At 69.8% G+C, this 20,973-nt stretch carries 23 protein-coding genes and 1 other RNA gene; 10 read left to right on the forward strand and 14 right to left on the reverse strand.

Annotated features, from left to right (window positions below):
- The first annotated feature begins 13 nt into the window (after positions 1-13).
- The 4 genes from ACWJI7_RS04655 to ACWJI7_RS04670 all read left to right on the forward strand — a co-directional run bounded on the left by ACWJI7_RS04655 (position 14) and on the right by ACWJI7_RS04670 (position 3,983).
- A complete protein-coding gene (locus ACWJI7_RS04655) occupies positions 14-1,243 on the forward strand; it encodes an ABC transporter permease (RefSeq protein ID WP_479935785.1) in 1,230 nt (409 codons plus the stop codon).
- Between the two features lie 115 nt (positions 1,244-1,358).
- Positions 1,359-1,619, forward strand: a complete 261-nt coding sequence (locus ACWJI7_RS04660; protein WP_479935786.1) for a DUF1830 domain-containing protein — start codon at positions 1,359-1,361, stop codon at positions 1,617-1,619.
- Between the two features lie 60 nt (positions 1,620-1,679).
- Positions 1,680-3,614 (forward strand): ATP-dependent zinc metalloprotease FtsH, encoded by a 1,935-nt coding sequence (gene ftsH, locus ACWJI7_RS04665; RefSeq protein ID WP_479935787.1) that lies wholly within the window; start codon positions 1,680-1,682, stop codon positions 3,612-3,614.
- A 147-nt stretch (positions 3,615-3,761) separates the two neighbouring features.
- Positions 3,762-3,983 carry a DUF7219 family protein gene (locus ACWJI7_RS04670; RefSeq protein WP_479935788.1) on the forward strand — a complete coding sequence of 74 codons (222 nt, stop codon included), beginning with the start codon at positions 3,762-3,764 and terminating at the stop codon, positions 3,981-3,983.
- A 1-nt stretch (position 3,984) separates the two neighbouring features.
- Here the strand turns inward: ACWJI7_RS04670 and clpP are convergent, their stop codons facing one another.
- Positions 3,985-4,575 (reverse strand): ATP-dependent Clp endopeptidase proteolytic subunit ClpP, encoded by a 591-nt coding sequence (gene clpP / locus ACWJI7_RS04675; protein WP_479935789.1) that lies wholly within the window; start codon positions 4,573-4,575, stop codon positions 3,985-3,987.
- 107 nt (positions 4,576-4,682) lie between these two features.
- Between clpP and psb29 the strand changes: the two genes are divergently transcribed.
- Positions 4,683-5,465 carry a photosystem II biogenesis protein Psp29 gene (gene psb29, locus ACWJI7_RS04680; protein WP_479935790.1) on the forward strand — a complete coding sequence of 261 codons (783 nt, stop codon included), beginning with the start codon at positions 4,683-4,685 and terminating at the stop codon, positions 5,463-5,465.
- 27 nt (positions 5,466-5,492) lie between these two features.
- On the opposite strand, the gene ACWJI7_RS04685 is transcribed toward psb29, so the two are convergent.
- The 3 genes from ACWJI7_RS04685 to petN form a co-directional block, all read right to left on the reverse strand.
- Positions 5,493-6,968 carry a hypothetical protein gene (locus ACWJI7_RS04685; protein ID WP_479935791.1) on the reverse strand — a complete coding sequence of 492 codons (1,476 nt, stop codon included), beginning with the start codon at positions 6,966-6,968 and terminating at the stop codon, positions 5,493-5,495.
- 52 nt (positions 6,969-7,020) lie between these two features.
- Positions 7,021-7,158: a hypothetical protein gene (locus ACWJI7_RS04690; protein ID WP_479935792.1), complete on the reverse strand. Its 138-nt coding sequence runs from the start codon at positions 7,156-7,158 to the stop codon at positions 7,021-7,023.
- 132 nt (positions 7,159-7,290) lie between these two features.
- Complete coding sequence (petN, locus tag ACWJI7_RS04695) at positions 7,291-7,392, reverse strand: cytochrome b6-f complex subunit PetN (protein WP_479935793.1); 102 nt, start codon at positions 7,390-7,392, stop codon at positions 7,291-7,293.
- Positions 7,393-7,458: 66 nt separating this feature from the next.
- On the opposite strand from petN, the gene clpS reads away from it, so the two are divergent.
- Positions 7,459-7,758, forward strand: a complete 300-nt coding sequence (clpS, locus tag ACWJI7_RS04700; RefSeq protein WP_479935794.1) for an ATP-dependent Clp protease adapter ClpS — start codon at positions 7,459-7,461, stop codon at positions 7,756-7,758.
- A 25-nt stretch (positions 7,759-7,783) separates the two neighbouring features.
- On the opposite strand, the gene ACWJI7_RS04705 is transcribed toward clpS, so the two are convergent.
- Complete coding sequence (locus ACWJI7_RS04705; protein ID WP_479935795.1) at positions 7,784-8,005, reverse strand: hypothetical protein; 222 nt, start codon at positions 8,003-8,005, stop codon at positions 7,784-7,786.
- A 68-nt stretch (positions 8,006-8,073) separates the two neighbouring features.
- Between ACWJI7_RS04705 and ACWJI7_RS04710 the strand changes: the two genes are divergently transcribed.
- Positions 8,074-8,355 carry a DUF2103 domain-containing protein gene (locus ACWJI7_RS04710; protein WP_479935796.1) on the forward strand — a complete coding sequence of 94 codons (282 nt, stop codon included), beginning with the start codon at positions 8,074-8,076 and terminating at the stop codon, positions 8,353-8,355.
- An 86-nt stretch (positions 8,356-8,441) separates the two neighbouring features.
- Here the strand turns inward: ACWJI7_RS04710 and ssrS are convergent.
- The 3 genes from ssrS to ACWJI7_RS04725 all read right to left on the reverse strand — a co-directional run bounded on the left by ssrS (position 8,442) and on the right by ACWJI7_RS04725 (position 10,882).
- A non-coding RNA gene (gene ssrS / locus ACWJI7_RS04715) (6S RNA) lies at positions 8,442-8,624 on the reverse strand.
- Positions 8,625-8,630: 6 nt separating this feature from the next.
- Positions 8,631-9,878, reverse strand: a complete 1,248-nt coding sequence (locus ACWJI7_RS04720; RefSeq protein ID WP_479935797.1) for a 5-(carboxyamino)imidazole ribonucleotide synthase — start codon at positions 9,876-9,878, stop codon at positions 8,631-8,633.
- A 74-nt stretch (positions 9,879-9,952) separates the two neighbouring features.
- Complete coding sequence (locus tag ACWJI7_RS04725) at positions 9,953-10,882, reverse strand: carbohydrate ABC transporter permease (protein ID WP_479935798.1); 930 nt, start codon at positions 10,880-10,882, stop codon at positions 9,953-9,955.
- Positions 10,883-10,921: 39 nt separating this feature from the next.
- Here ACWJI7_RS04725 and recQ point away from each other — a divergent pair, with 39 nt between their 5' ends.
- The 3 genes from recQ to ACWJI7_RS04740 all read left to right on the forward strand — a co-directional run bounded on the left by recQ (position 10,922) and on the right by ACWJI7_RS04740 (position 15,003).
- A complete protein-coding gene (gene recQ, locus ACWJI7_RS04730; protein WP_479935799.1) occupies positions 10,922-12,832 on the forward strand; it encodes a DNA helicase RecQ in 1,911 nt (636 codons plus the stop codon).
- Positions 12,833-12,861: 29 nt separating this feature from the next.
- Positions 12,862-13,995: a 3-dehydroquinate synthase gene (gene aroB / locus ACWJI7_RS04735; protein ID WP_479935800.1), complete on the forward strand. Its 1,134-nt coding sequence runs from the start codon at positions 12,862-12,864 to the stop codon at positions 13,993-13,995.
- A gap of 117 nt (positions 13,996-14,112) precedes the next feature.
- Positions 14,113-15,003: a GNAT family N-acetyltransferase gene (locus ACWJI7_RS04740; RefSeq protein ID WP_479935801.1), complete on the forward strand. Its 891-nt coding sequence runs from the start codon at positions 14,113-14,115 to the stop codon at positions 15,001-15,003.
- Positions 15,004-15,162: 159 nt separating this feature from the next.
- On the opposite strand, the gene ACWJI7_RS04745 is transcribed toward ACWJI7_RS04740, so the two are convergent.
- From ACWJI7_RS04745 to ACWJI7_RS04770, 6 genes are all read right to left on the reverse strand, one after another.
- On the reverse strand, positions 15,163-15,699 hold the full coding sequence (locus ACWJI7_RS04745) for a DOMON-like domain-containing protein (RefSeq protein WP_479935802.1): 537 nt from the start codon (positions 15,697-15,699) through the stop codon (positions 15,163-15,165).
- On the reverse strand, positions 15,696-16,853 hold the full coding sequence (locus tag ACWJI7_RS04750; protein ID WP_479935803.1) for a phosphotransferase enzyme family protein: 1,158 nt from the start codon (positions 16,851-16,853) through the stop codon (positions 15,696-15,698). The genes ACWJI7_RS04745 and ACWJI7_RS04750 overlap by 4 nt, the downstream gene beginning before the upstream one ends.
- 28 nt (positions 16,854-16,881) lie before the next feature.
- On the reverse strand, positions 16,882-17,124 hold the full coding sequence (locus ACWJI7_RS04755; RefSeq protein WP_479935804.1) for a hypothetical protein: 243 nt from the start codon (positions 17,122-17,124) through the stop codon (positions 16,882-16,884).
- 31 nt (positions 17,125-17,155) lie between these two features.
- The gene (locus ACWJI7_RS04760) at positions 17,156-18,091 is read right to left on the reverse strand and encodes a phycobilisome rod-core linker polypeptide (RefSeq protein WP_479935805.1); all 936 of its coding nucleotides are present in this window, start codon (positions 18,089-18,091) and stop codon (positions 17,156-17,158) included.
- Positions 18,092-18,316: 225 nt separating this feature from the next.
- Positions 18,317-19,903: a glycine betaine ABC transporter substrate-binding protein gene (locus tag ACWJI7_RS04765; protein WP_479935806.1), complete on the reverse strand. Its 1,587-nt coding sequence runs from the start codon at positions 19,901-19,903 to the stop codon at positions 18,317-18,319.
- Positions 19,904-19,958: 55 nt separating this feature from the next.
- Positions 19,959-20,960: a lytic transglycosylase domain-containing protein gene (locus tag ACWJI7_RS04770; protein WP_479935807.1), complete on the reverse strand. Its 1,002-nt coding sequence runs from the start codon at positions 20,958-20,960 to the stop codon at positions 19,959-19,961.
- Positions 20,961-20,973: the final 13 nt, after the last annotated feature.

The raw sequence follows: 20,973 nt of genomic DNA on the forward strand, positions 1-20,973 counted from the left end.
GCCGACCTCCCCCATGGCCTCCAAGCTTCCCCTCGGGGAAACCGTGGGCATGGCCCTGACCACCTTGAAGGCGAACCGGCTGCGCAGCCTGCTCACCATGCTGGGCATCGTGATCGGCAACGCCTCGGTGATCACCCTGGTGGGCGTGGGGCAGGGGGCCCAGAATCTGGCCGAGGGGCAGCTCAACACCCTCGGCGCCAACGTGCTCTTCGTGGTGCCCGGCAACAACGACACCCGTCGCCAGGGCATCGAGAACCCCCGCACCCTGGTGCTCGAGGACGCTGAAGCCATCGCCGAGCAGGTCCCGAGCGTGCGGCGCGTGGCCCCCCAGATCACGCTCAACGAGGTGGTTCAGTCGGGGCCGCGCAGTTCCAACGCCTCTGTGTCCGGGATCACTCCCGCGTTTCTGCCGGTGCGCCGGTTCGAGATCGCCCAGGGCCGCTTCTTCAGCCAGGAGGACGTTGATGGCGCCCGCAACGTGGTGGTGATCGGACCTGACCTCCGGGACACACTCTTGCCCGGTGGCTCGGCGATCGGACGGACCCTGCGGATCCGTGATCAATCCTTCGAGGTGATCGGGGTAACCGCCCCGAAAGGGGCCGTGTTCGGCAACAACCAGGATGAGGCGGCGTACATCCCGCTCACCACCATGGTGAGCAAGCTGAGCGGGCGGGACCCCACCTTCGGTGTGGTGCTCACCTTCATCAGTGTGGAGGCCAACGATGAGGCCAGCACCGGCGCCGCCAAGTTCCAGATCACCAACCTGCTGCGGCAGCGCCACCGCATCCTGCGGGAGGACGACTTCGCCGTGCGCTCCCAGCAGGACGCCCTCTCGATCGTGGGAACGATCACCGGCGGACTCACCCTGATGCTGGCGGCCATCGGGGGGGTTTCCCTGCTGGTGGGCGGGATCGGCATCATGAACATCATGCTGGTGTCGGTCAGTGAGCGCACCCAGGAGATCGGTCTGCGCAAGGCCGTCGGAGCCCGCAGCGGTGACGTGCTGCTGCAGTTCCTCGTGGAGTCGCTGGTGCTGGCGAGCCTGGGGGGCCTGATCGGCAGCGCGGTGGGTCTGGGCGCCGTGGCCGGGGTGGCCCGTTTCACCCCCCTTCCCGCCGCGATCGACACGGGAAGCGTGGTGTTCACCGTGGCGCTCTCGGGCTCGATCGGTCTCTTCTTCGGGGTGGTGCCGGCCCGGCGCGCCTCGAAGCTGGATCCGATTGTGGCCTTGAGGAGTCTGTGAATGGAACGGCACCGGAACAACCAAGAAATCCTTAAGAAGCCCGGACGGTGCCGTCCGTGACCAAAGGCCCCGGGGGGTTGATGGCTAGATGGTCATCTGCTCACGGTTTCCTCCCTTGGCCCTGCACTCCTGCGGTTATCGCAACTCCAGCGACCGCATGGTGATCCTCCGCTGCTGCGGGCCCGAGCAGTTCTATCTCGAACGGGTGGTGTTTCCGTTTGAACTGCTCAGCTTCCACGCCCCGGCCAGTTCAGAGGTGGAGATCTGGACCCATGGCATGGGGGGACCCGAGCTGCTCGAAACCCTCGCCAGCGCCGAGCTGCTGATCGAGGCCCCGGAACTGGAGGTCTGCCTGGGCCCGGAAACGGCCGCCTGAGCCGTTCCGTCCCGGTTGGGGGGGGGATCGCTTTACAGTCGGTAAGAATTTTCCTGAGCCATGAATCAGCGCTGGCGTCTGTTCGCTCTCTGGCTCCTGCCGATCGGTGTGGCCCTCTTCCTTGCCTGGCAGGTGCTCGGCAATGGAGGCGCCAGCCAGTTCAGCCCCGAAGGGCGGGCCGGCACCACCACGCCGTCGCGGAACACCGCGGTGGCCCGGATGAGCTACGGCCGCTTTCTCGACTATGTGGAGGCCGGGCGTGTGACCGCCGTGGACATCTTCGACGGAGGCCGCAGTGCCGTGATCGAGGCGGTGGATCCGGATCTCGACAACCGGGTCCAGCGGCTGCGGGTCGATCTGCCGGGCGTGGCTCCCGAGCTGATCAACACCCTCAAGACCCAGGGCATCAGCTTCGATATCCATCCCCCCCGCAACACCCCGCCTGCCCTCGGCCTGCTGGGCAACCTGCTGTTCCCCCTGCTGCTGATCGGCTCCCTGATCTTCCTGGCCCGTCGCTCCTCCTCCATGCCCGGAGGTCCCGGCCAGGCGATGCAGTTCGGCAAGACGAAGGCCCGGTTCGCCATGGAGGCGGACACCGGCGTGAAATTCGATGACGTGGCCGGCGTCGAGGAAGCCAAGGAGGATCTCGAGGAGGTCGTCACCTTTCTGAAGCAGCCGGAACGCTTCACCTCGGTGGGGGCCAAGATCCCCCGGGGGGTGCTGCTGGTGGGCCCTCCCGGCACGGGGAAAACCCTCCTGGCCAAGGCGATCGCAGGAGAGGCCGGAGTGCCCTTCTTCTCCCTCTCCGGCTCGGAGTTCGTGGAGATGTTCGTCGGGGTGGGGGCCAGCCGCGTGCGTGATCTGTTCAAGCGGGCCAAGGAAAACAGCCCTTGCCTGATTTTCATCGACGAGATCGATGCCGTGGGGCGCCAGCGGGGCGCCGGCATCGGCGGCGGCAATGACGAGCGGGAGCAGACCCTCAACCAGCTGCTCACCGAGATGGACGGCTTCGAGGGCAACAGCGGCATCATCATCATCGCCGCCACCAACCGACCCGATGTGCTGGATTCGGCCCTGATGCGCCCCGGCCGCTTCGACCGTCAGGTGGGGGTCGACGCCCCCGACATCAAGGGCCGCCTGTCGATCCTCAAGGTCCATTCCCGCAACAAGAAGCTCGCCGACGGCGTGTCGCTCGAAGCGATCGCCCGCCGCACGCCGGGCTTCACCGGAGCGGATCTGGCCAACCTGCTCAATGAGGCCGCCATCCTCACCGCCCGGCGCCGCAAGGAGGCCACCACCCTCGCCGAGATCGATGATGCCGTGGACCGGGTGGTGGCCGGAATGGAAGGCAAACCTCTCACCGATGGCCGCAGCAAGCGCCTGATCGCTTATCACGAAGTGGGGCATGCCCTGGTGGGCACCCTGGTCAAGGACCATGACCCCGTTCAGAAGGTGACCCTCGTCCCCCGTGGGCAGGCCCAGGGCCTTACCTGGTTCGCTCCGGATGAGGAACAGATGCTGGTGAGCCGCTCCCAGCTGCGGGCCCGGATCATGGGGGCCCTCGGAGGTCGCGCCGCCGAGGACGTGGTTTTCGGCCACGCCGAGGTGACCACCGGAGCCGGTGGCGACATCCAGCAGGTGGCCAGCATGTCCCGCCAGATGGTGACGCGCTTCGGCATGAGCGATCTCGGTCCGGTCTCCCTCGAGGCCGGCAACCAGGAGGTCTTTCTGGGCCGCGACCTGATGACGCGCAGTGACGCCTCCGACTCGATCACCCGGCGCATCGACGAACAGGTCCGCCTCATCGTGGAGAGCTGCTATCGCGACACCGTCGCGATGGTGGGCCTTCATCGCCCCTGCATGGACCGGCTGGTGGAGCTGCTGATTGAGAAAGAAACCCTTGATGGCGATGAGTTTCGGGCGGTGGTCGCCACCTTCACCCCGATTCCCGACAAGGACCGGTTCTCCCCCCTGCTGCCGGCCGGCTCCGCCTGAGGCGGTTCAGCCCGATCGATCTCCTGGTCCCCTGCTCGCCCCCTCCCGGCGGGTGGGGGCCCTTAACCCAACCTTGGTGTCTGATCTGTCTGGCTCACCTAGACTTTCTGTTGACGCCTGGCGATCTTGAGCAGCACCAGATCTCCGATGGAATCCTTCAGTCGCTATCACGGCGATGACTGGAGTCCTGAGAGGGTTGCCTTCCACCAGAATCTGGAGCAGTTCGCCGAGCGGATTGGCCTGATCGTGGGTCTTCAAAGCAACGGGAAGATGCCCCAGAGCGAGGCCTATGAAGAGATCCGTAAGCTCTGGAAGGAACTGAAGATCAGCAAAGGGAGCCTGCTGGAGCCCCCCAACGATGCCAGGTGATTCAGAGGGGCCGAACGGGCCGGCGCTCGATCACCTTGTCGATCAATCCATAGCTCACGGCTTCCTCCGGTGACATGAAGAAGTCACGGTCGGTGTCCAACTGGATCCGATCGAGCGGCTGACCGGTGCGATCGGCCAGCTCCCGGTTCAGTTTGTCCTTGAGGTAGAGGATCTCATCGGCCTGGATCCGGATGTCACTGGCCTGGCCGCGAGCCCCGCCGAGGGGCTGGTGAATCATGATCCTGGAGTGATGCAGACTGCTGCGCTTGCCCCTGGTGCCGGCGGTGAGCAAGAAGGCGCCCATGCTGGCCGCCAGCCCGACACAGACCGTCTGAACATCCGGTTTGATGTGCTGCATTGTGTCGAAGATGCCCAGTCCGTCATAGACGGAGCCTCCGGGTGAATTGATGTAGAGAAAAATGTCTTTCTCGGGGTCTTCCGCTTCCAGGAACAGAAGCTGGGCCACCACCCGGTTGGCCGATTCCGCAGTGACCGGCTCCCCCAGGAAGATGATCCGCTCGCGCAGCAGACGGGAATAGATGTCGAACGCGCGTTCGCCTCGGCCCGAATCTTCGATCACGATCGGGATCATCGGCAACGGCAGGGCAACTGGCTGGATCCTACCGAGGTCGCCGGTCCCTCCGCCCGATCCCGGGGAGGAGGCGCAGCGCTAGGGTCGATCCATTCGTTCGGACCAGAGTGGGAGCCTGTCTCACCGTCGCTGACAGCAAGCGCGCCTTCCATCGCGCCTTCCCCCATGTGATCGGTCCGCTTTACCGCCGCATGGTGGACGAGGTGCTGGTGGAGCTCCATCTGCTCAGCCGCCAGGCGGGTTTCCGCCGTGATGCCCTCTTCTCCACCGGGCTCACCCAGGTGTTCGACAGCTTCGCCCGCGGCTACCGGCCGGAGGGGCAGAAGGCCCTGCTGTTCGAAGCCCTCTGCGCCTCCTCCGGCTTTGACGCCGCCCAGATCCGTTCCGAACGCGACGCCGCCATGGCGGCGGTGGGCCAGCACGAGCTTGACGAGGTCAAGCAGTGGCTGCTGCAGCGGGGGGAGGGGGCTCCCGCACCCCTGTCCAGCGCGCTCGCCGAGGTGCAGCGCGCTGACTTCCACTACTCCCGCCTGTTCGCCGTTGGTCTGCTCAGCCTGTTGCAGCAGGCCAGAGGCGCCGACGCCGTCGATCCCCTGGCCCTGCGCCAGGCGGCCCAGGAGATCAGCGAAGCGATGGGCCTGCTCAAGGAGCGGGTCGACAAGGACCTGGCCCTCTTCGCCAGCAACCTGGAGAAGATGGCTCAGGCCGTCGTGATGATGGAGGAAACCGTGGCGGCCGAACGTCGCCGCCGCGAACGCCAGCAGGAGGCCAGCGACGCAGCCGCCACCCCGAGCAGCGGGGACGCCCCAGCGGCCGGAGACCCGGACAGCGCAGGCGGCGTCGGCCAGGGCAGCCCGGGAAGCGGGGAGAGCGCGGCACCAACCGCCTGAATCCGGGCAGGTCCACCCTCCACCCGTTCAGCGGGCCGGGGCCGGAGGGCTCTGAGCGGAGCCGGAAGGGGCCCCTTCGGATTCTGATCCTGCCGCCGGGGCGGCCTCGTTGCGACCACTGGCCGGATCCAGACTCAAGGATCCCCACAGCCTCGAGAGGGGTGAGGGGGGGGGAGCCAGCGCCGCCGCCGCCATCTCCAGCTGGCCGGCTCGTTGCAGCACCATCGGCAGCTCAGCGGGCAGGAGCGAGAGGGCGGCCAGATCGGCGGGTCTGGCCCTGAGGCGCAGGGCCAGGCCGGTGGATCCGGCAGGGGAACGGCCGGGGGAGGGGGGGGCCGCGGACGCCACGGCCTGGGGAGACGCCCCCAGCACGAAGAGCAGATCCGGCTCGCGGCGGCCCGGCCCTGCGGCGATCCAGCGCCAGCCTCCGACCACGGCACCATCCTGGCGGGCCCAGACCGTGACGGTGCGGGCAGCCGGCTGGGGAAGGGGCTGATCAACGAGCCCCTGGCTGACCAGCGCCTCCCGCAGCACGGTGAGCCAGCCCTGCCAGCTGCCCCGCCCCGACCCGACCGCCAGCTGCAGCTCCAGAGAGGCGCGGAACGGCCCCTGGCTCTGGGGACGCAGACGAAGAACAAAGGGGGTGCGGGGAAGCTGCTCCAGCAGGGCGGCCGTCAGCCCATACCGTTCCGAGAGCGGTTTGCGGATCAGGGCGTTGCTCAGCAATGCCTGCAGCAGGAGGTCGAGCTGGGACCCCTCGATCTCCAGCAGAAGCGTGGGGGGCAGCGGGGCCGCAGTCGCCGCGCTCGGGGGCGGAGGGCTGAGGGCAGGGCTCGACGCGACCGGATCCGGACTGGCACTGGCTTCACCCTGCCAACGCAGGGCGTCAGCGTCACTGCCGAGCACGAGACAGCCCTGCTGGAAGCGCTGCAGCAACGGCGCCAGATCCCCGGCCAGCTGGGCGAGAGCCAGCTTGTTCCAGGCCACCGCCTGGCTCTGCCGCAGCCGTTCCACACAACGCTCCCCCAGACCCACGGGGGTGCGCAGCGTCCGTCGGGACTGCTGTTGCAGCAGCTGGAGCGAGAGAGGATCGGCGGCGACCACCACCAGATCGTCCAGCCGCAGCGCCTCGGGAGGCAGCACCGACTCCCCCCGTGGGCCCAGGGTCACGGCCGGGACAGCGAGATAGGCCCCACCCTCCCGGCCCCAGAACTGCCACCACAGCCCCCGCTGCCGGGTCCAGGCCCGCTGGGCGGCCTCCGGACCCAGCCGTTGGCGCCAGATCAGCGGCGCTTCACGGCCGGGATCGGCCGCAAAACTCTGGATCAGGGTGGACAGACCCACCAGCCGCTCCAGTCCGGAGGCCTCGGCACGGGGATGGCGCTGGAGCCAGGCGGCAGGACCGACCAGCAGCACGGCGATCACGGCGCTGGTGACCGGCAGCGGTCCCAGCCGGGGCGGCCAGAGCCGGGCCTTCCAGCGCGGCTGGGTGCGGGTGGTCACAGCTGGGCGGGCATGGCAATCGGGGGATGCGGCGCACGCGAGGGATGGACGCTCAACGGCGACCGCTGCTGGCTCGGTGGCGGCGCCGGCGATCCCGCCAGTCGACGGCAGAGAGGTAGATCACACCCCCACTCACGAACAGCAGCAGAAGGGAAGCAACAACGGCCAGCACACTGGTGCTGGAGAGCATGAAATCCGGCATCCGAACGGGCTGCTTGCCAGGGAAGTGGGGAACGGGTGGGATGGAGGCCGGTGGGCGGAACGCGGGAGCCCGAGGTGAGCGGGTCCGCCGATCGTCCGGGTGCCGGCCCCCCGCCGGGGATTAGAAGTTGATCGTGCCGTCGCCGTTGCGGCCCCAGACCACCATGGCGATGGAGAAGCTGAACAGGGCGGCCATCGAGGCCCAGGCGAAGGTGATCAGCATGGGTGAACCCAGCAGTGATGCCCATGACTGTACCTAGGGTGATGCAGCGTCGAGCGGTGAACCCGGATGAACGCCACGGCCACCCCGGCGCGGCAGACCGTGCTCGAGACCGTCCGGCAACGCCAGCCCTACCCGCGCTTCAACGTGGTGGTCCTCGATGACGACGTGAACACCTTTCAGCACGTGGTGGACAGCCTGGTGCGGCACCTGCCGGCCATGACCCCCGATCGGGCCTGGGAGCTGGCCCACCGGATCGACGGCGAGGGGTCGGCGGTGGTCTGGAGCGGGCCCCAGGAACAGGCCGAGCTCTATCACCAGCAGCTGACCCATGAAGGCCTCACCATGGCCCCCCTGGAGCGGGCCTGAGGGACAGACATCCCCCCCCCTCGGGTCAGGCCAGGCTGGTGGGCCGAGCGCCGCAGGAGAACTCGATCAGGGTGCGGGTGCTCAGGGTGAGGGAGCCCGCGTCAAGCAGGTAGGCGATCACCCGGCCGGAACTGATGGCCAGCCCGCGGATCTGGCGGGCAACCGGTTGACCCACGGTGATCACCTGCACCGGCTCGCCGAGATGACGGCTGAGTTGATCGCTGATCGAGGCTCGGGTCAGAACCACCGGGGGACTGCGGCTGCTCTCTTGTCCTAGCAGTGGCGCCTAGGGTCGAGAGAGGGCGCAACAAAGCGATGGGTCGGGTGGTGATCACGCACAGCACCTACCTGGATGGCCTGATCGCCCTGCTCAGGGCGCTGGCCGCCCAGGAGGGGATCGTCACCGTCACCCCGGCCGTGATCAGCCGGGTGAAGGGGCATTCCCCCCAGCTGCGGCTGCGGGTGTCAACGCCCATCCTGGGGGGATTCAAGCTGATGGCCCGCCGGGGCAGTTCCGCCCAGGAGGTGTTCGTGGTGACCACCTGGAAGCGCGACAGGCTGGAGCAGGAACTGGACCGGCTGCTGGGCCACCGCTGAGCTGGGTGTGCCGAATCGAGCCGGATCGGAGGCGTGTCGCCGCGGTGGCCGGCCGCGGGGCCGGGGCCGGGACGCCTGGCTGAGAAGGGTGAACCGCTGTGCCGTCTTGCCCCAGTGTTCGACCTGGAAGAACCAGAGGAGCGGTCAAAGTGGAGCTCCGTTTCCGGCAACGAGGCCGGTGTACGTCACCGTCACGACAGACCACCCACGTCGAAGAGGGAGTCAGATCAGAAAACTGTAGAAGGCAGTCACCAACACAGCAGTCCTCTGGAAGCTTAGGGGGTGATGGCGGACGGCAGGGGCCAGATCGCCCGCACCTGCTCGAGCCGCTCCAGGGCCTCCCGCTCCCGCTCCACCGGGTCAGTGGCGTGGAGCTCGAAGCACACGTGCCCCAGTTTCCGCCCGGGGGTGGACGAGGCCTTGCCGTACCAGTGGAGGCGGGCACCGGGAAGGTTCTCCAGGGCACGGAGCGGCACGGCGTAGGCGGCCGTGGAGGTCTCGTAGCCGAGCAGATTGACCATCAGGGCGCCCGCCCAGAGCAGGCGGGTATCTCCGAGCGGGGCGCCGCGCACGATGCGCACCTGCTGGGCGAACTGACTGGTGACGGCGGCCTCGATCGTGTAGTGACCGGAATTGTGGGTGCGGGGGGCGAACTCGTTGATCTGCAGGCCCGCCGGCCCGTAGAAGAACTCGATCGAGAGCACCCCGACGTAGTCGAGGGCGGTGAGCAGCGAGGCCGCCACATTGCGGGCCCGGGCCTCCACCGCCTGGCCGGCGCTGGCCGGGGCCAGCACCCAGTCGCAGACCCGGGCGTGCTGATGGGTGCGCACCAGGGGGAAAGAGGCCACCGTGCCGCTGCTGTCCCGGCAGGCCACCAGGGCCAGCTCCTGCTCGAAGCTCACGAACTCCTCCAGCAGCCAGAGCCCGGGGTTCCCCTCCTCCAGCAGGGCCTCCAGCTCCAGCTGGGAGCCGACCAGCCGGGTCCCCCGTCCGTCGTAGCCGCCGGTGACCGCCTTGGCCATCAGGGGAAAGGAGAACCCATCCGGCAGCCGGGGCGCTGCCGGTGGCAGCTGGAGCGCGGGCACGGGCTCCCCGGCTCCGGGGGGGGGGAGGGGGGGATCGACCACTGCCACCGGGGGGGGTGTCAGCACGGCCTCCAGTGGGAACCAGCGGGGGGAGGGAAGCTGCAGCCGGGCCAGCAGTTCCCTCTGGCTGCGCTTGGAGACGAGCTCGCGCAGGGCCTCCAGCTGGGGCACGAACACCACCCCCTCCGCTTCCAGCGGCGCGAGGGCGTCGAGGTCGAGCCACTCGTTCTCGAAACTGATCGCCTCGGCCCGTTCGGCCAGCTGACGGGTGGCGGCCAGGTCTTCGAGGGGGGCCCGGACCACGCTGGTGGCCAGACGGGCCGCCGGGTCGGAGAGCTGGGGCGTCTGCACGTGCAGCTCCACCCCCTGCTGCCGGGCGGCGTCCGCCAGCATCCAGGCAAGCTGGCCACCCCCCACCACGCCGATGCTGCCCCTCATCGGTTGCCTCCTCGGTGCCGCCACGATCGGGCCACAGGCCAATGGAGCAGCTTGCCAGCCCGACGGAACGTCGCTCAGCTGAAGCCCTTGTCCCCCACCAGCAGGAACCGGAGCAGTGAGAAGAGCAGCACGATCAGGAACAGGGCGAGGCCCACCGTGCAGGCGTAGCTGATCTCCAGCTCGGAGAACGCCTGGTCGTACACGTAATAGACCAGGGTGCGAGTGGAATCGGCCGGACCGCCCTGGGTCATCAGGAAGACCTCCTCGAACACTTTCGTGGCCGCGATCGCCGAGATCACGCTCACCAGGGTGAGATAGGGGCGCAGCAGAGGCAGCGTGATGTCCCAGTGGCGGCGCCAGCCCTCGCTGCCATCGAGGGCGGCGGCCTCGTAGAGCTCTGGGGCGATGCCCTGCAGTCCGGCCAGGAAGATCACCATGTAGTAGCCGAGGCCTTTCCACAGGGTCACCACCATCACCGCCGGCAGGGCCAGCAACGGATTCGTGAGGAACCCGATCGGGGTGAAGGCGCTGCCAAACAGGGCCGCCAGCCAGCCGTTGATCAGTCCATTCTCGGCATAGAGCCAGCGGAAGGCGATCGCCGCCACCACGATCGACACCAGCACAGGGGTGTAGAAGGCTGCGCGGAAGAGGTGGATGCCGGGCAGCTTCCGGTTGACCAGAACGGCCAGCCCGAGGGACCCCAGCACGATCGGCGGCACCACCCCCACCAGATACAGCAAGGTGGTGCCCAGCACCTGATAAAAGATCGGATCTCCGAGCAGGCGGCGGATGTTGGCCAGCCCCACGAAGCGCAGGGGTTCGCTCACGTCCAGGCCGGTTTCGCTGAAGCTGATCACCAGGGCCATCCCCCCCGGGATCAGCACCGACAGGGCCAGCAGCAGGAGAGCGGGAGTCAGGAAGGCCCAGGCCGTGAAGCTCCGGCCGGGGCTGAACCCGGCGGGGAACGCGGGGCCCAGAGGATCAGGGGAGACGGAACCGTGCATGGCGCCATTGTGGGAGATCCGGTCCGGGAGGCCACAGCCTTGGAGAGCACGGCGGAGACCAGCGAGGCACGGCGGGTGCTGCGGGCCGTGTTCGGCTATGCCACCTTCCGCGGACCCCAGGAGGCGATCGTTCAGCACGTGATCGCCGGAGGGTCCGGCCTGGTGCTGATGCCCACCGGCGGCGGCAAGTCGCTCTGTTATCAGGTGCCGGCCCTGTGCCGCCCAGGCCTGGCCGTGGTGATCTCGCCGCTGATCGCGCTGATGCAGGACCAGGTGGAGGCCCTCCGCCAGGCGGGGGTCCGGGCCGCGGCGCTCCATTCCGGCCTGGAGCGGGAGGAGAGCCAGGCGATCTGGCGCGCTTTGGGCGCGGAGCCCCGGACCGAAGGCGATGTCCAGCCCGCCGTGGGCGGGCTGGACCTGCTCTACGTGTCTCCGGAGCGCCTGCTGGCCGGCGATCTGCTCGATCGCCTGGCCGAACGGGAGCTGGCCCTGTTCGCCATCGATGAAGCCCACTGTGTCTCGCAGTGGGGCCACGATTTCCGGCCGGAGTATCTCCAGCTGGCCGTGCTGGCGCAGCGATTCCCCACCATCCCCCGCCTGGCCCTCACCGCGACCGCCGATCCGCGCACCCGCCAGGAGATCGTGCAGCGGCTCGCCCTGGAGAGCGGGCGGGTGTTCACCGCCCGTTTCGATCGTCCCAACATCCGCTATCTGCTGCGGGACAAGGAGGAGCCCCGCAGCCAGCTGCTGCGGTTTCTGGAGGAGCACCGCGGGGACGCGGGGATCGTCTATGCCCGCTCCCGCAGCCGGGTGGACCGCTTCCGCCGCGACTTGGAGGCGGCCGGTCATCAGGCCGTGGCGTACCACGCCGGCCTGGAGCCGGAGCGGCGGCGCCATGCCCTGGAGCGGTTTCGGCGCGAGAGCGGGGTGGTGGTGGTGGCCACCATCGCCTTCGGCATGGGGATCGACAAGCCCGACGTGCGATTCGTCGCCCACGTGGATTTGCCCAAGACCCTGGAGGCCTATTACCAGGAAACCGGCCGGGCCGGCCGGGACGGCCTGCCGGCGGTGGCCTGGATGGTCCATGGACCGGGGGACGTGCCCCAGCTGCGGCGCTTCATCGACGACTCCGACGCCGCGGAAGCCCAGAAGCGGATCGAGCACGGCAAGCTCGAGGCCCTGATCAGCTTCACGGAGGCGCCGGGCTGCCGCCGCCAGGTGCTGCTCGCCCACCTGGGCGAGACCCTGGCCGAACCCTGCGGCAACTGTGATCGCTGCCTGGAACCCCAGGACCTGGTGGACGTGACCGTGCCGGCCCAGAAGGCGCTCTCGGCGGTGGTGCGCACGGGCCAGCGCTTCGGGGCCGCCCATGTGGTGGACGTGCTGCTGGGGGGTACCACGGCCCGCATCCGGGAGCTGGGGCATCAGGAACTGAGTGTGTACGGCATCGGGAAGGAGCTGGACCGCGGCCAGTGGCGCACCCTGCTGCGGCAGCTCACCGCCGCAGGCCTGCTCGAGCCGGTGCCGGATGGTCGCGGGGGCCTGCGGCTGGGCGCCCAGGAGCGGGTGCGCCCGCTGCTGCGCCGCGAGACCCGCCTGGACCTGCCGCTGCCACCGGCCCGCCAGGAGCGGCAGCGGCCGCCCGAACGGGACAGGACCGCGCTCGGGCGGCCGGGTCCGGCGCTCGATGGCGGAGAGGAGGAGGCCGATGCCGCCCTGCTGGCGGCCCTCAAGGACTGGCGGCGGGAGCAGGCCCGTCAGCAGGAGGTGCCGCCCTACGTGGTCTTCCACGACCGCACCCTGCTGCAGCTCGCTGCCCGGCGGCCGGCGGATCTGGCGGCCCTGGCGGAGGTGAGCGGCATCGGCAGCGCCAAGCTGGAGCGCTACGGCGCCGCCGTGCTGGCCGTGTTGCGAGGGGAGAGGGCCGAGCCGCCCTCGCCCTCGCCGTAGCCTCGAAACCCTGACGGAACGACGCGCCGATGACCTCCACGCTCCTGGGCGATGCCGCCGAGGCGTCGAGCGATGGCGATCGCACGATCCTGGTGGCCCTGGAGCGGAACCCCTACCCCGTTCTGATCGCGGCAGGCGGCCTGGGGTGGCTCGGCGATGCCCTGCGGCGGCGCGGCTTCGCGGCCGGCACCCGCACCCTGGTGGTGAGCCATCCGGAGGTGGAGCGCCATTACGGCGCTACGGCGCTCGAGAGCCTGGGGACGGCAGGGTTCGACGCCAGCCTGCTGGTGCTGGAGGCGGGGGAGGAGCACAAGACACCGGCCAGCGTGGCCCGCATCCATGACGCAGCCTTCAGCCACCAGCTGGAGCGGGGCTCCCTGATCGTGGCCCTCGGGGGGGGCGTGGTGGGCGACATGGCGGGCTTCGCCGCCGCCACCTGGCTGAGGGGCGTCGCGGTGGTCCAGGTGCCGACCACCCTGCTGGCGATGGTGGACGCCGCCATCGGCGGCAAGACCGGCGTGAACCATCCGGGCGGCAAGAACCTGATCGGCGCCTTCCACCAGCCCGCGCTGGTGCTGATCGATCCCCTCGCCCTGGCCACCCTGCCGGAGCGGGAGTTCCGGGCCGGCATGGCCGAGGTGATCAAGTACGGCGTGATCGGCGATCCCGCCCTGTTCGCCGATCTGGAGAGCCAGGCCGACCTCTCGAGCCTGGGGGCCCTGGGGCCCGGGCTGCTGCAGCGGCTGCTGGAGCACTCGGTGGCCGCCAAGGCGAGGGTGGTGGCGGCCGATGAACGGGAGGGCGGGCTCCGGGCGATCCTGAATTACGGGCACACCCTGGGCCACGCGGTCGAAACCCTGAGCGGCTACGGCACCTGGCTGCATGGCGAGGCGGTGGCCATGGGCATGGTGGCCGCCGGCGAGCTGGCCGTGGCGATGGGACTCTGGAGCGCGGAGGATCAGGGCCGCCAGCGGGAGGTGATCGCCCGCGCCGGTCTGCCTCTGGAGCTCCCCCCCCTCGATCCGGAACGGGTGCTGCGCACCCTGCAGAGTGACAAGAAGGTGACGGGCGGCCGGGTGCGCTTCGTGCTGCCCACCGGCATCGGGCGGGTGGAGATCCGCGAGGACATCAGCTCCGGACGGATCCGCCAGCTGCTGGGCTGATGGCCGGGCGGCGGATCCGTCCCCTCGGGTGCCTGGCCATTGCAGGCACCGGCAGGGTCGGGAGGCCCGGTGCCAGGGGCGACGGAACCGGTGGGCACGACACGGGAGGTTGACGCGATGGTCCCCGATGCCCCGGATGCCACCCCTTCCCTGGACGGGGAGCAACTGGAGACGGCCCGCCTCTCCCGGCTGCTGATGGTGGCGAGCTTCGCCCGCCTCGCCCGGGGGGGCGGGCGGGGACACTGGCACGAGCGCGGGGGCGCCTGCTGGTTCGAATCTCCGATTCCCCATCCCTTCGCCAACTTCGTGCTCAGCGCAGGTCCCCGGAGCGCGCCGGACACGGTCGCCAGGCTCGCCGCGCGGTTCCGGCAGCGGAACAGGCCCTGCTGCTGGTACGTCTGGGCGGACCAGCGACCCCAGATGCTGGGGAGGCGGCTGGTGGAGGAAGGCTTCCGACCCGCCACTCCCGCCGCCCTGCTGGTGGCACCGACGGCCGGTGTCCTGGCCGCCACGAGCGATCCCGGCCGGAGGGTGGAGCGCGCCGTGGCGGGAGCTCAGCTGATCCGCCTGGATCCCAGCTGGCGCGACGGTTACATCAGCTGCCTGCGTGGGTGCTTCGCCCTGCCCGCCGAGATGGGGGCGATGGCCGCCGAGGCGTGCCTGGGCGGCGGGAGCGACGAGCCGGCGCCAATCACCTGGGCCGCCGTCCTGGGGACCACGGTGCTGGCGGTGGCCACGGCGGTGGTTCGGGAGAGCCACGGGGGACTCACCTGGGTGGGCACCCACCCGGACTGGCGCCGGCGCGGGCTGGCCCGGGCGGTGAGTGCGGCCGCCGTGGCCGCCGCGGCGGCCCGGGGCGGGCGCCGCAGCCTGGTGCAGGCGATGCCGGAGGCGGTGTCGCTCTACCTGGGGATGGGATTTGCCCGCCGGGGCACGGTGGAGGTCTGGTCCCTGGCAGGCCCGGGCTGCCCTGGGGGCCGGGACGACGCGGAGGACGCCGTCGGCTGATCGGACCCACGGCGCGCCGATGCGAGGATTCCCACGGGCCTGCATGTCACGATGCCGGCGCCTTCGGGCGGGGGCTCCGGGTGGTGGTTCACCTGGAGCTTCTCCATCGGTGGGCGCCGCTCGATCGACGGGCACGGAACTCGGACGTCTCGCAGCACCTCAGAGGCGGAGCAGAAAACTCTCCCGGCGATGGAAATCGGGTGCGGATCCCGGGTGGGCCAGCGCCCAGTAGCTGATCGCGCCGGTCCGGTGCTCCAGCACGGCGGTCAGACCCACCGCCAGGCCGGGCTCCGCCGCCAGCGCCTCCGGCAGGGGGCAGTGCAGCACCAGCTCCAGGGCATCACCCCGCCGCTCCAGTCGGAACGGCAGCGATCCATAGGCCCTGTCTTCCCGCAGGGCCTGCCGGTAGCCGGCCAGGGCATAGACATTCCACGCCCCCGACGGAGCCAGGTTGATCTCCCAGTAGCGCTCGGTGGAGAGGGAGGCCAGGAAGGCCTCGAAACAGGTGCTTCTCCAGAGCTCGTCCCGGCGGCGGGGCGGGGCGGGCGGGGCCAGCACCAGCCCTTGCCGCCAGGGACCCTCCAGGCGGTAGCGGAGATCCAGCGCCCCGCCGGTGAGGGCGATGCGCACGGCCAGCTTCAGGCCCGGGAGGGCCGGGGCGTCGAAGGGGAGCAACTCAACGGACTGCGCCCTCATCGGTGCCCCCTGGCGCCCAAGGAGGCCGGGGGGCGCAGGCCGTCGATGAGGCGACGCAGGTCCCCCTCCTGGGCCTCGATGCTCTCGGTGAGCTGGAACTGCACCAGGGCCCGCGTGAGGTTGTGGTCGGGGCGGCTGGTCTTGAAGTAGGGGTTGCCGCAGAGGTGATCGGTGAGGAAACGCAGGCCCAGTTCGAAGGGGATCAGCCGGATGGCATCGAAGAGGTGATCGAAATCGGCCTCCCGGAGAAAGGAGCGGGCCACCGACACGTAACCCTCGAGCAACTCGCGGCAGAGGGCGGCATCAAAGCGCACCGAGGGCCAGTCGGTGGTCTCCTCCCCAAGGCCGTTGCAGCCGGAGCGGAGACAGTCCCCGATGTCGTACTGCACCAGGCCGGGCTTGACGGTGTCCAGATCGATCAGGGCGATCGCCCGGCCGCTGCGGCTGTCCATCAGCAGGTTGTTGATCTTCGGATCCCCATGAATCGGCCGCAGGCAGAGCCGACCGCTCGCCTTGGCCTGCTCGAGAACCGGGACCAGCGCCCGGCGTCGCTGCACCGCCTCAAGGCCGACGTGCAACGGGGAGCCCGTGACGGCGCCGCCGCCGGCGGAACGCTCCAGGGCACGGTCGAAGGCCTCGAGATAGGTGGGGGTGATGTGAAAGCCCTCCAGGGTGTCGGCCAGATCCGCCACGGGCAGGTCGCTGATCAGGGCATGGAACATCCCCAGCCCCAGGCCCACCTCCCGGGCCTGGCTTCCGTCGCGGATGGTGTCGAAGGAGCGGGAGGCACCGATGTAGCTGATGGCCCTCCAGAACCCACCCTCGGCCTCGACCCAGGGATGACCGCCGATCCGGGTCCGGTAGACGCGGGGCACCTCCCAGCGGCGGGTTCCCAGCGGCCCAGTGCCCTGAAGCAGCTTCGCCCTCACATGCTCACAGCAGCGCCGCATGTTCTCCATCACCAGTTCCGGGTGGGGAAACACACGCGTGTTCAGCCGCTGCAGAACCACATCGGGGCTGGCGTCCCCCTCCAGGCACACCCGGTAGGTGTCGTTGACGTTGCCGTTGCCCAGGGGAGCGATGGAGGCGACGGGCGCATCAAGCACGAAGCGGCCGGCGATCCGGGCCAGGATCTCGAAGGAGTCGGACGCCATGTCGCCCGGCTCAGTCCCAGTCACCGGCTCAGTCCCAGTCAAAGGTGAGCAGCCGTCCACCGGGCACCCGCTGGCGTGCCTCCTCGGTGATCACCTGGAGGGCCGCCCGGCTGGCGGAGGGATGCTGGCGAAGCCCCTCCACGATGCGGCGCACATCATCCACGGTGAGGCCCACCGAGACCACCCGTTCATGCAGGCGTTGGCGGAACTGGTCCACCAGCGCCTGCTCCTCGGGGCTGAGTTCCTTCTCTCCGGGATGGTTGATCTCCAAGGGGCGGCGTCGCGGCGGCCCCCAGGATGCCTCAGCTGACCGCCACCTGCACCACCTGTCCGCCGAGACGTTGGACCCGCCGCAGCGCTTCGTTCATGCGGGTGTAGGGCACCCGCATCACGACGCTGCCGCTGCGCACCACGTCGTTGCAGGCCAGGCCTGTGACGGTGAGGGTGACAATCCGGCCACTCCCGGCCGAGGTGCCCCGCACGCCGGCAGAGACCAGCAGACCCTCCTGGCGATGGCTCTGGGAGGGGGAGGCGTCAGGACGACCGGAGCGCACCTCGGCATCGCCGCTGTAGGCGCCGGCGCTGCGGCTGGCACGGAAGAGCATCTCGCCGCTGAAACGGGGGCGGGTGATGGCCACCGAGACGGCCCGGTCACGGTGGAGCGCCTGCCCCAGCTTGAAGTTGGTGCCGGCCGGATCCCCCTTCACCGAGGCCGCCGCACCGCGGGCCAGCTGCATCAGCCAGGAGAATTGCTGACCCTGATGACCGCGGGAATAATCCCAGCCGTGCAGGTAGGGCACCACGTCGAGACCGAACCGCTCCTGGTACTCATCACTGTCGAGGTAGGAATCGATCTCGGCATCGAAGCCCTGATCCTGGAGGATCGTGAAGTGGTGCAGCATCTCGGCCTTGTTGTGGGGCGCACGGCCGAGCAGATGTTTATGGTTGAGTTCGATGAAGCGATAGGGATTGCAGTTGTCGAAGAAACGCGCTCGGTAAAGGCCACTCTTGGCCAGGGAGCGCACGAACTCGCGTACGTTGAGATCCCCGTTGCGGAAGAGCGATTCGGCGCCGGAGAGCCGCTCATTCTCCATCACATACTGCTGGCCGAGCACCTGCTGGTAGACCGCCCGGATGATGCTGTCCCTGTCCTGGGCCGAAGCGGAGGACCAGTTCTCCTTGTTGCGGTCGGCGGCGAACCGGTCAATGCCGAGGGAGGGAGCTTGTACCAGGGTCATGGCGGAAGAGGCGACGGGGAACGGCGGACAGGGGAGGAGGAAACCTCCCGGGGATCCGAAGCACGGCCCATGGGCGCACTGCGGAGGATGGCGGTGGGCGCCTGGGAACGCCGAACGATTGGATCACCGCTCCAGGATCTCTGGGGGACCCCCGGCAATGGTTTCAACGACGTAGTTTCAGGCCAATCGCCCAATCACCCAACAGATCGTCACAGCCCGTACAGATCAAGGGGCGATCCGTGGCGATCCGCGTGGCGTTCCGGCGGCGGGAGCGGACAGCAGACCGGAGTCGAGCAGAAAGGCCCGGGCCACGGTGGCGGGCGGGCGACCGCCGCGATCGACCGCCGCGTTCATCCGTTGCATGCGCTCGGCGCTGAGACGGCCGCCCAGCGCGTCGATCGCGGCGGCCAGCTCCGGGTGGCGTCGCAGGGCCGCCTCAGCCACGACGGGCACCGCCTGGTAGGGAGGGAAGTAGTGGCGGTCATCGTCGAGGGCACGCAGGGAGAGGGTGGGAATCAGCCCGTTGGTGGAATCGCCGGCGATCAGATCCACCTGGCCGTCGGCTAGGGCCCGGTAGGTGAGGCCCAGGTCCATCGCCAGGGGCGGGGCGGCGAAACGCAGGTCGTAGAGACGGGCCAGGCCGGGAAACCCGTCGGGTCGGTTGAGGAACTCGTAGCCGAACCCGGCCCTCCAGGTCGGGGTGATCGGAGCCAGCTGGGAGAGCCGCTCCAGATCCAGGCGCTTGGCGTCGGCCTCGCGCACCAGCACGGCGAAAGTGTTCTCGAACCCCAGCGAGGGAAACACCCGCAGAGCGAAGCGGCGGGCATAGAGCTCCTTGAGCCGCTGCCGCAGCTCGTCAGGATCGCCCCCCGGCAGGGGAGGCTGGTTCAGCACGGAGGTCCAGGCGGTACCGGTGTACTCCACATAGCCATCGATCCGTCCCGCCAGCAGTGCCTGCTGGGCGATCTGGGTGCCGCCGAGACCGAACTCCCGCCGCACCGGGAGACCGGTGCGGGCCTCGATCTGCTGGGCCAGCAGCTCCCCGAGGATGAGCTGCTCGGTGAAGTCCTTCGAGCCGATCGTGATCGTGCCTGCGGCCGGACGCAGCTGCATCAGCAGGACGGCCCCCAGTCCGGCCAGCCCCAGGCCGGCCACGGCGATCCCCTGGCGCAGCCGGCGCCGGCCCCCCGCCCGGCCGGACCGCCCCGGGAGCAGGCGGCGCTCCAGCCAGGCGAGGGCGCCGTCCACCAGCAACGCCAGAGCGGCGGCGGGGAGGGCCCCCTCCAGGATCAGTCGGTTGTTGACCGTGGCGATGCCCCGGAAGATGAACACCCCCAGACCGCCGGCCCCGATCGCGGCGGCGATCGTGGCCACGCCCACCGTGATCACGGCCGCCACCCGCATACCGCTGATCAGCACCGGCAGGGCCAGGGGAATCTGGATGCGGCGCAGCACCTGCCCGCGGGAAAGGCCGAGGGCACGGCCCGCCTCACCCAGGCCGGGTGGAACCTGCCGCAGCCCCGTCACCACGGCCCGCAGCAGCGGCAACAGGGCGTAGAGCGTGAGCGCCACCAGGGCAGGGGTGGTTCCGAGGCCGCCGATCAGGGGCACGGTGATCAGCAGCCCGAAGATCGCCAGGCTGGGAATGGTCTGCACCACGCTGGCAAGGGCGAGCACCGGGCCCGCCCAGCGCGGCCGGTCATGGATCCACACCCCCAGCGGCAGGCTGATCACCAGGGCGGCGGCAAGGGCCGAGACCACCAGCACGAGATGCTCGCCGAAGCGCTGGGGCAGTTCAGCCGGGATCGGCACGGCGGTCGGCAATGGTGACCCGGAACGGGGCCGGGAGGATCGCTCCGACGATGGCTCAGGACCGGGGTGGAGCGCTGGCGGGGAAGCGCTCGAGATAGGCGTTCACCGTGATCGGTCGGAGCTGGGCGTAGCCCACCGGCAACCAGAGGTCCCCCGCCGCCGAGGCGAAGTGAATCTCCCAGTGGTACAGACCGGTGTAGGCCCGGGGGTCGTCCTTCAGAAGGGCGGCGTAGGCGAGAACGGCGCGGCCATAGGCCTCACTGTTGTTGTATCCCCAGAGACCCCGGCGGATGTCCTTCAGGCCACCCCGCCGCACCAGGTAGCGGCCGGCGGCCTGGATGGCGTCGTGGGGATCGGTGATGTCGCCCTTGCCGACCCCCGCCTGGGCCCAGGTAGTGGGCAGGAACTGCATGGGGCCGCGGGCATCCGCCACCGAAACGCCGTCAATGCGACCCATCCCGGTTTCCACCAGGTTCACCGCCGCCAGCACCTCCCAGTCGATGCCGGTGGCGGCCTCCGCCTGGCGGTAGTACTTCAGGAGATTCTCCGGAGGCTCCGGTTCGATGATCCGCCAGGCCGGCAGGGTGCCGGCGGGCTTGTCACGGCGGTGCATCGAGAGGAAGGCGCGGCGGGCCTCCAGATGGCGTTCGGCCACCAGGCGCCAGCGGGGCGTCAGGCGTGCAAGCACCTCCGTGGCGGTCTCCGGCTGACGGGAGAGCACCCGGTAGATCACCTGCTGTTGATGGCCCAGGGCCGGCAGCTGGCCCGGCGGGGTGGCGGTGGAGCGCAGGGACTGCTCCACCGCCATCAGCAGTTCCGCCAGCGCCGCTGGATCCCCGGGAACCAGGGGATAGTGGCGACCGTCGGCGGCCAGGGGCAGGGCGGGATCGGTGGGAAGCCGCGGGGGGGGTGGCTCGGGGGCATCGGAGCGGGCCGCCGGCGGCGGGGGTGGTTCAGCCCGGTCGGCGCTCGCGGCGGAGGGCGGCGTGGAACGGAACGCCAGACCCAGCCCCAGCAGACCGGCGGCGGCCAGGGCGAGCAGCAGGGATCGCGGCATGGGCTGGCGCATC

Source organism: Cryptocyanus atlanticus LEGE 06306, from assembly GCF_056633155.1.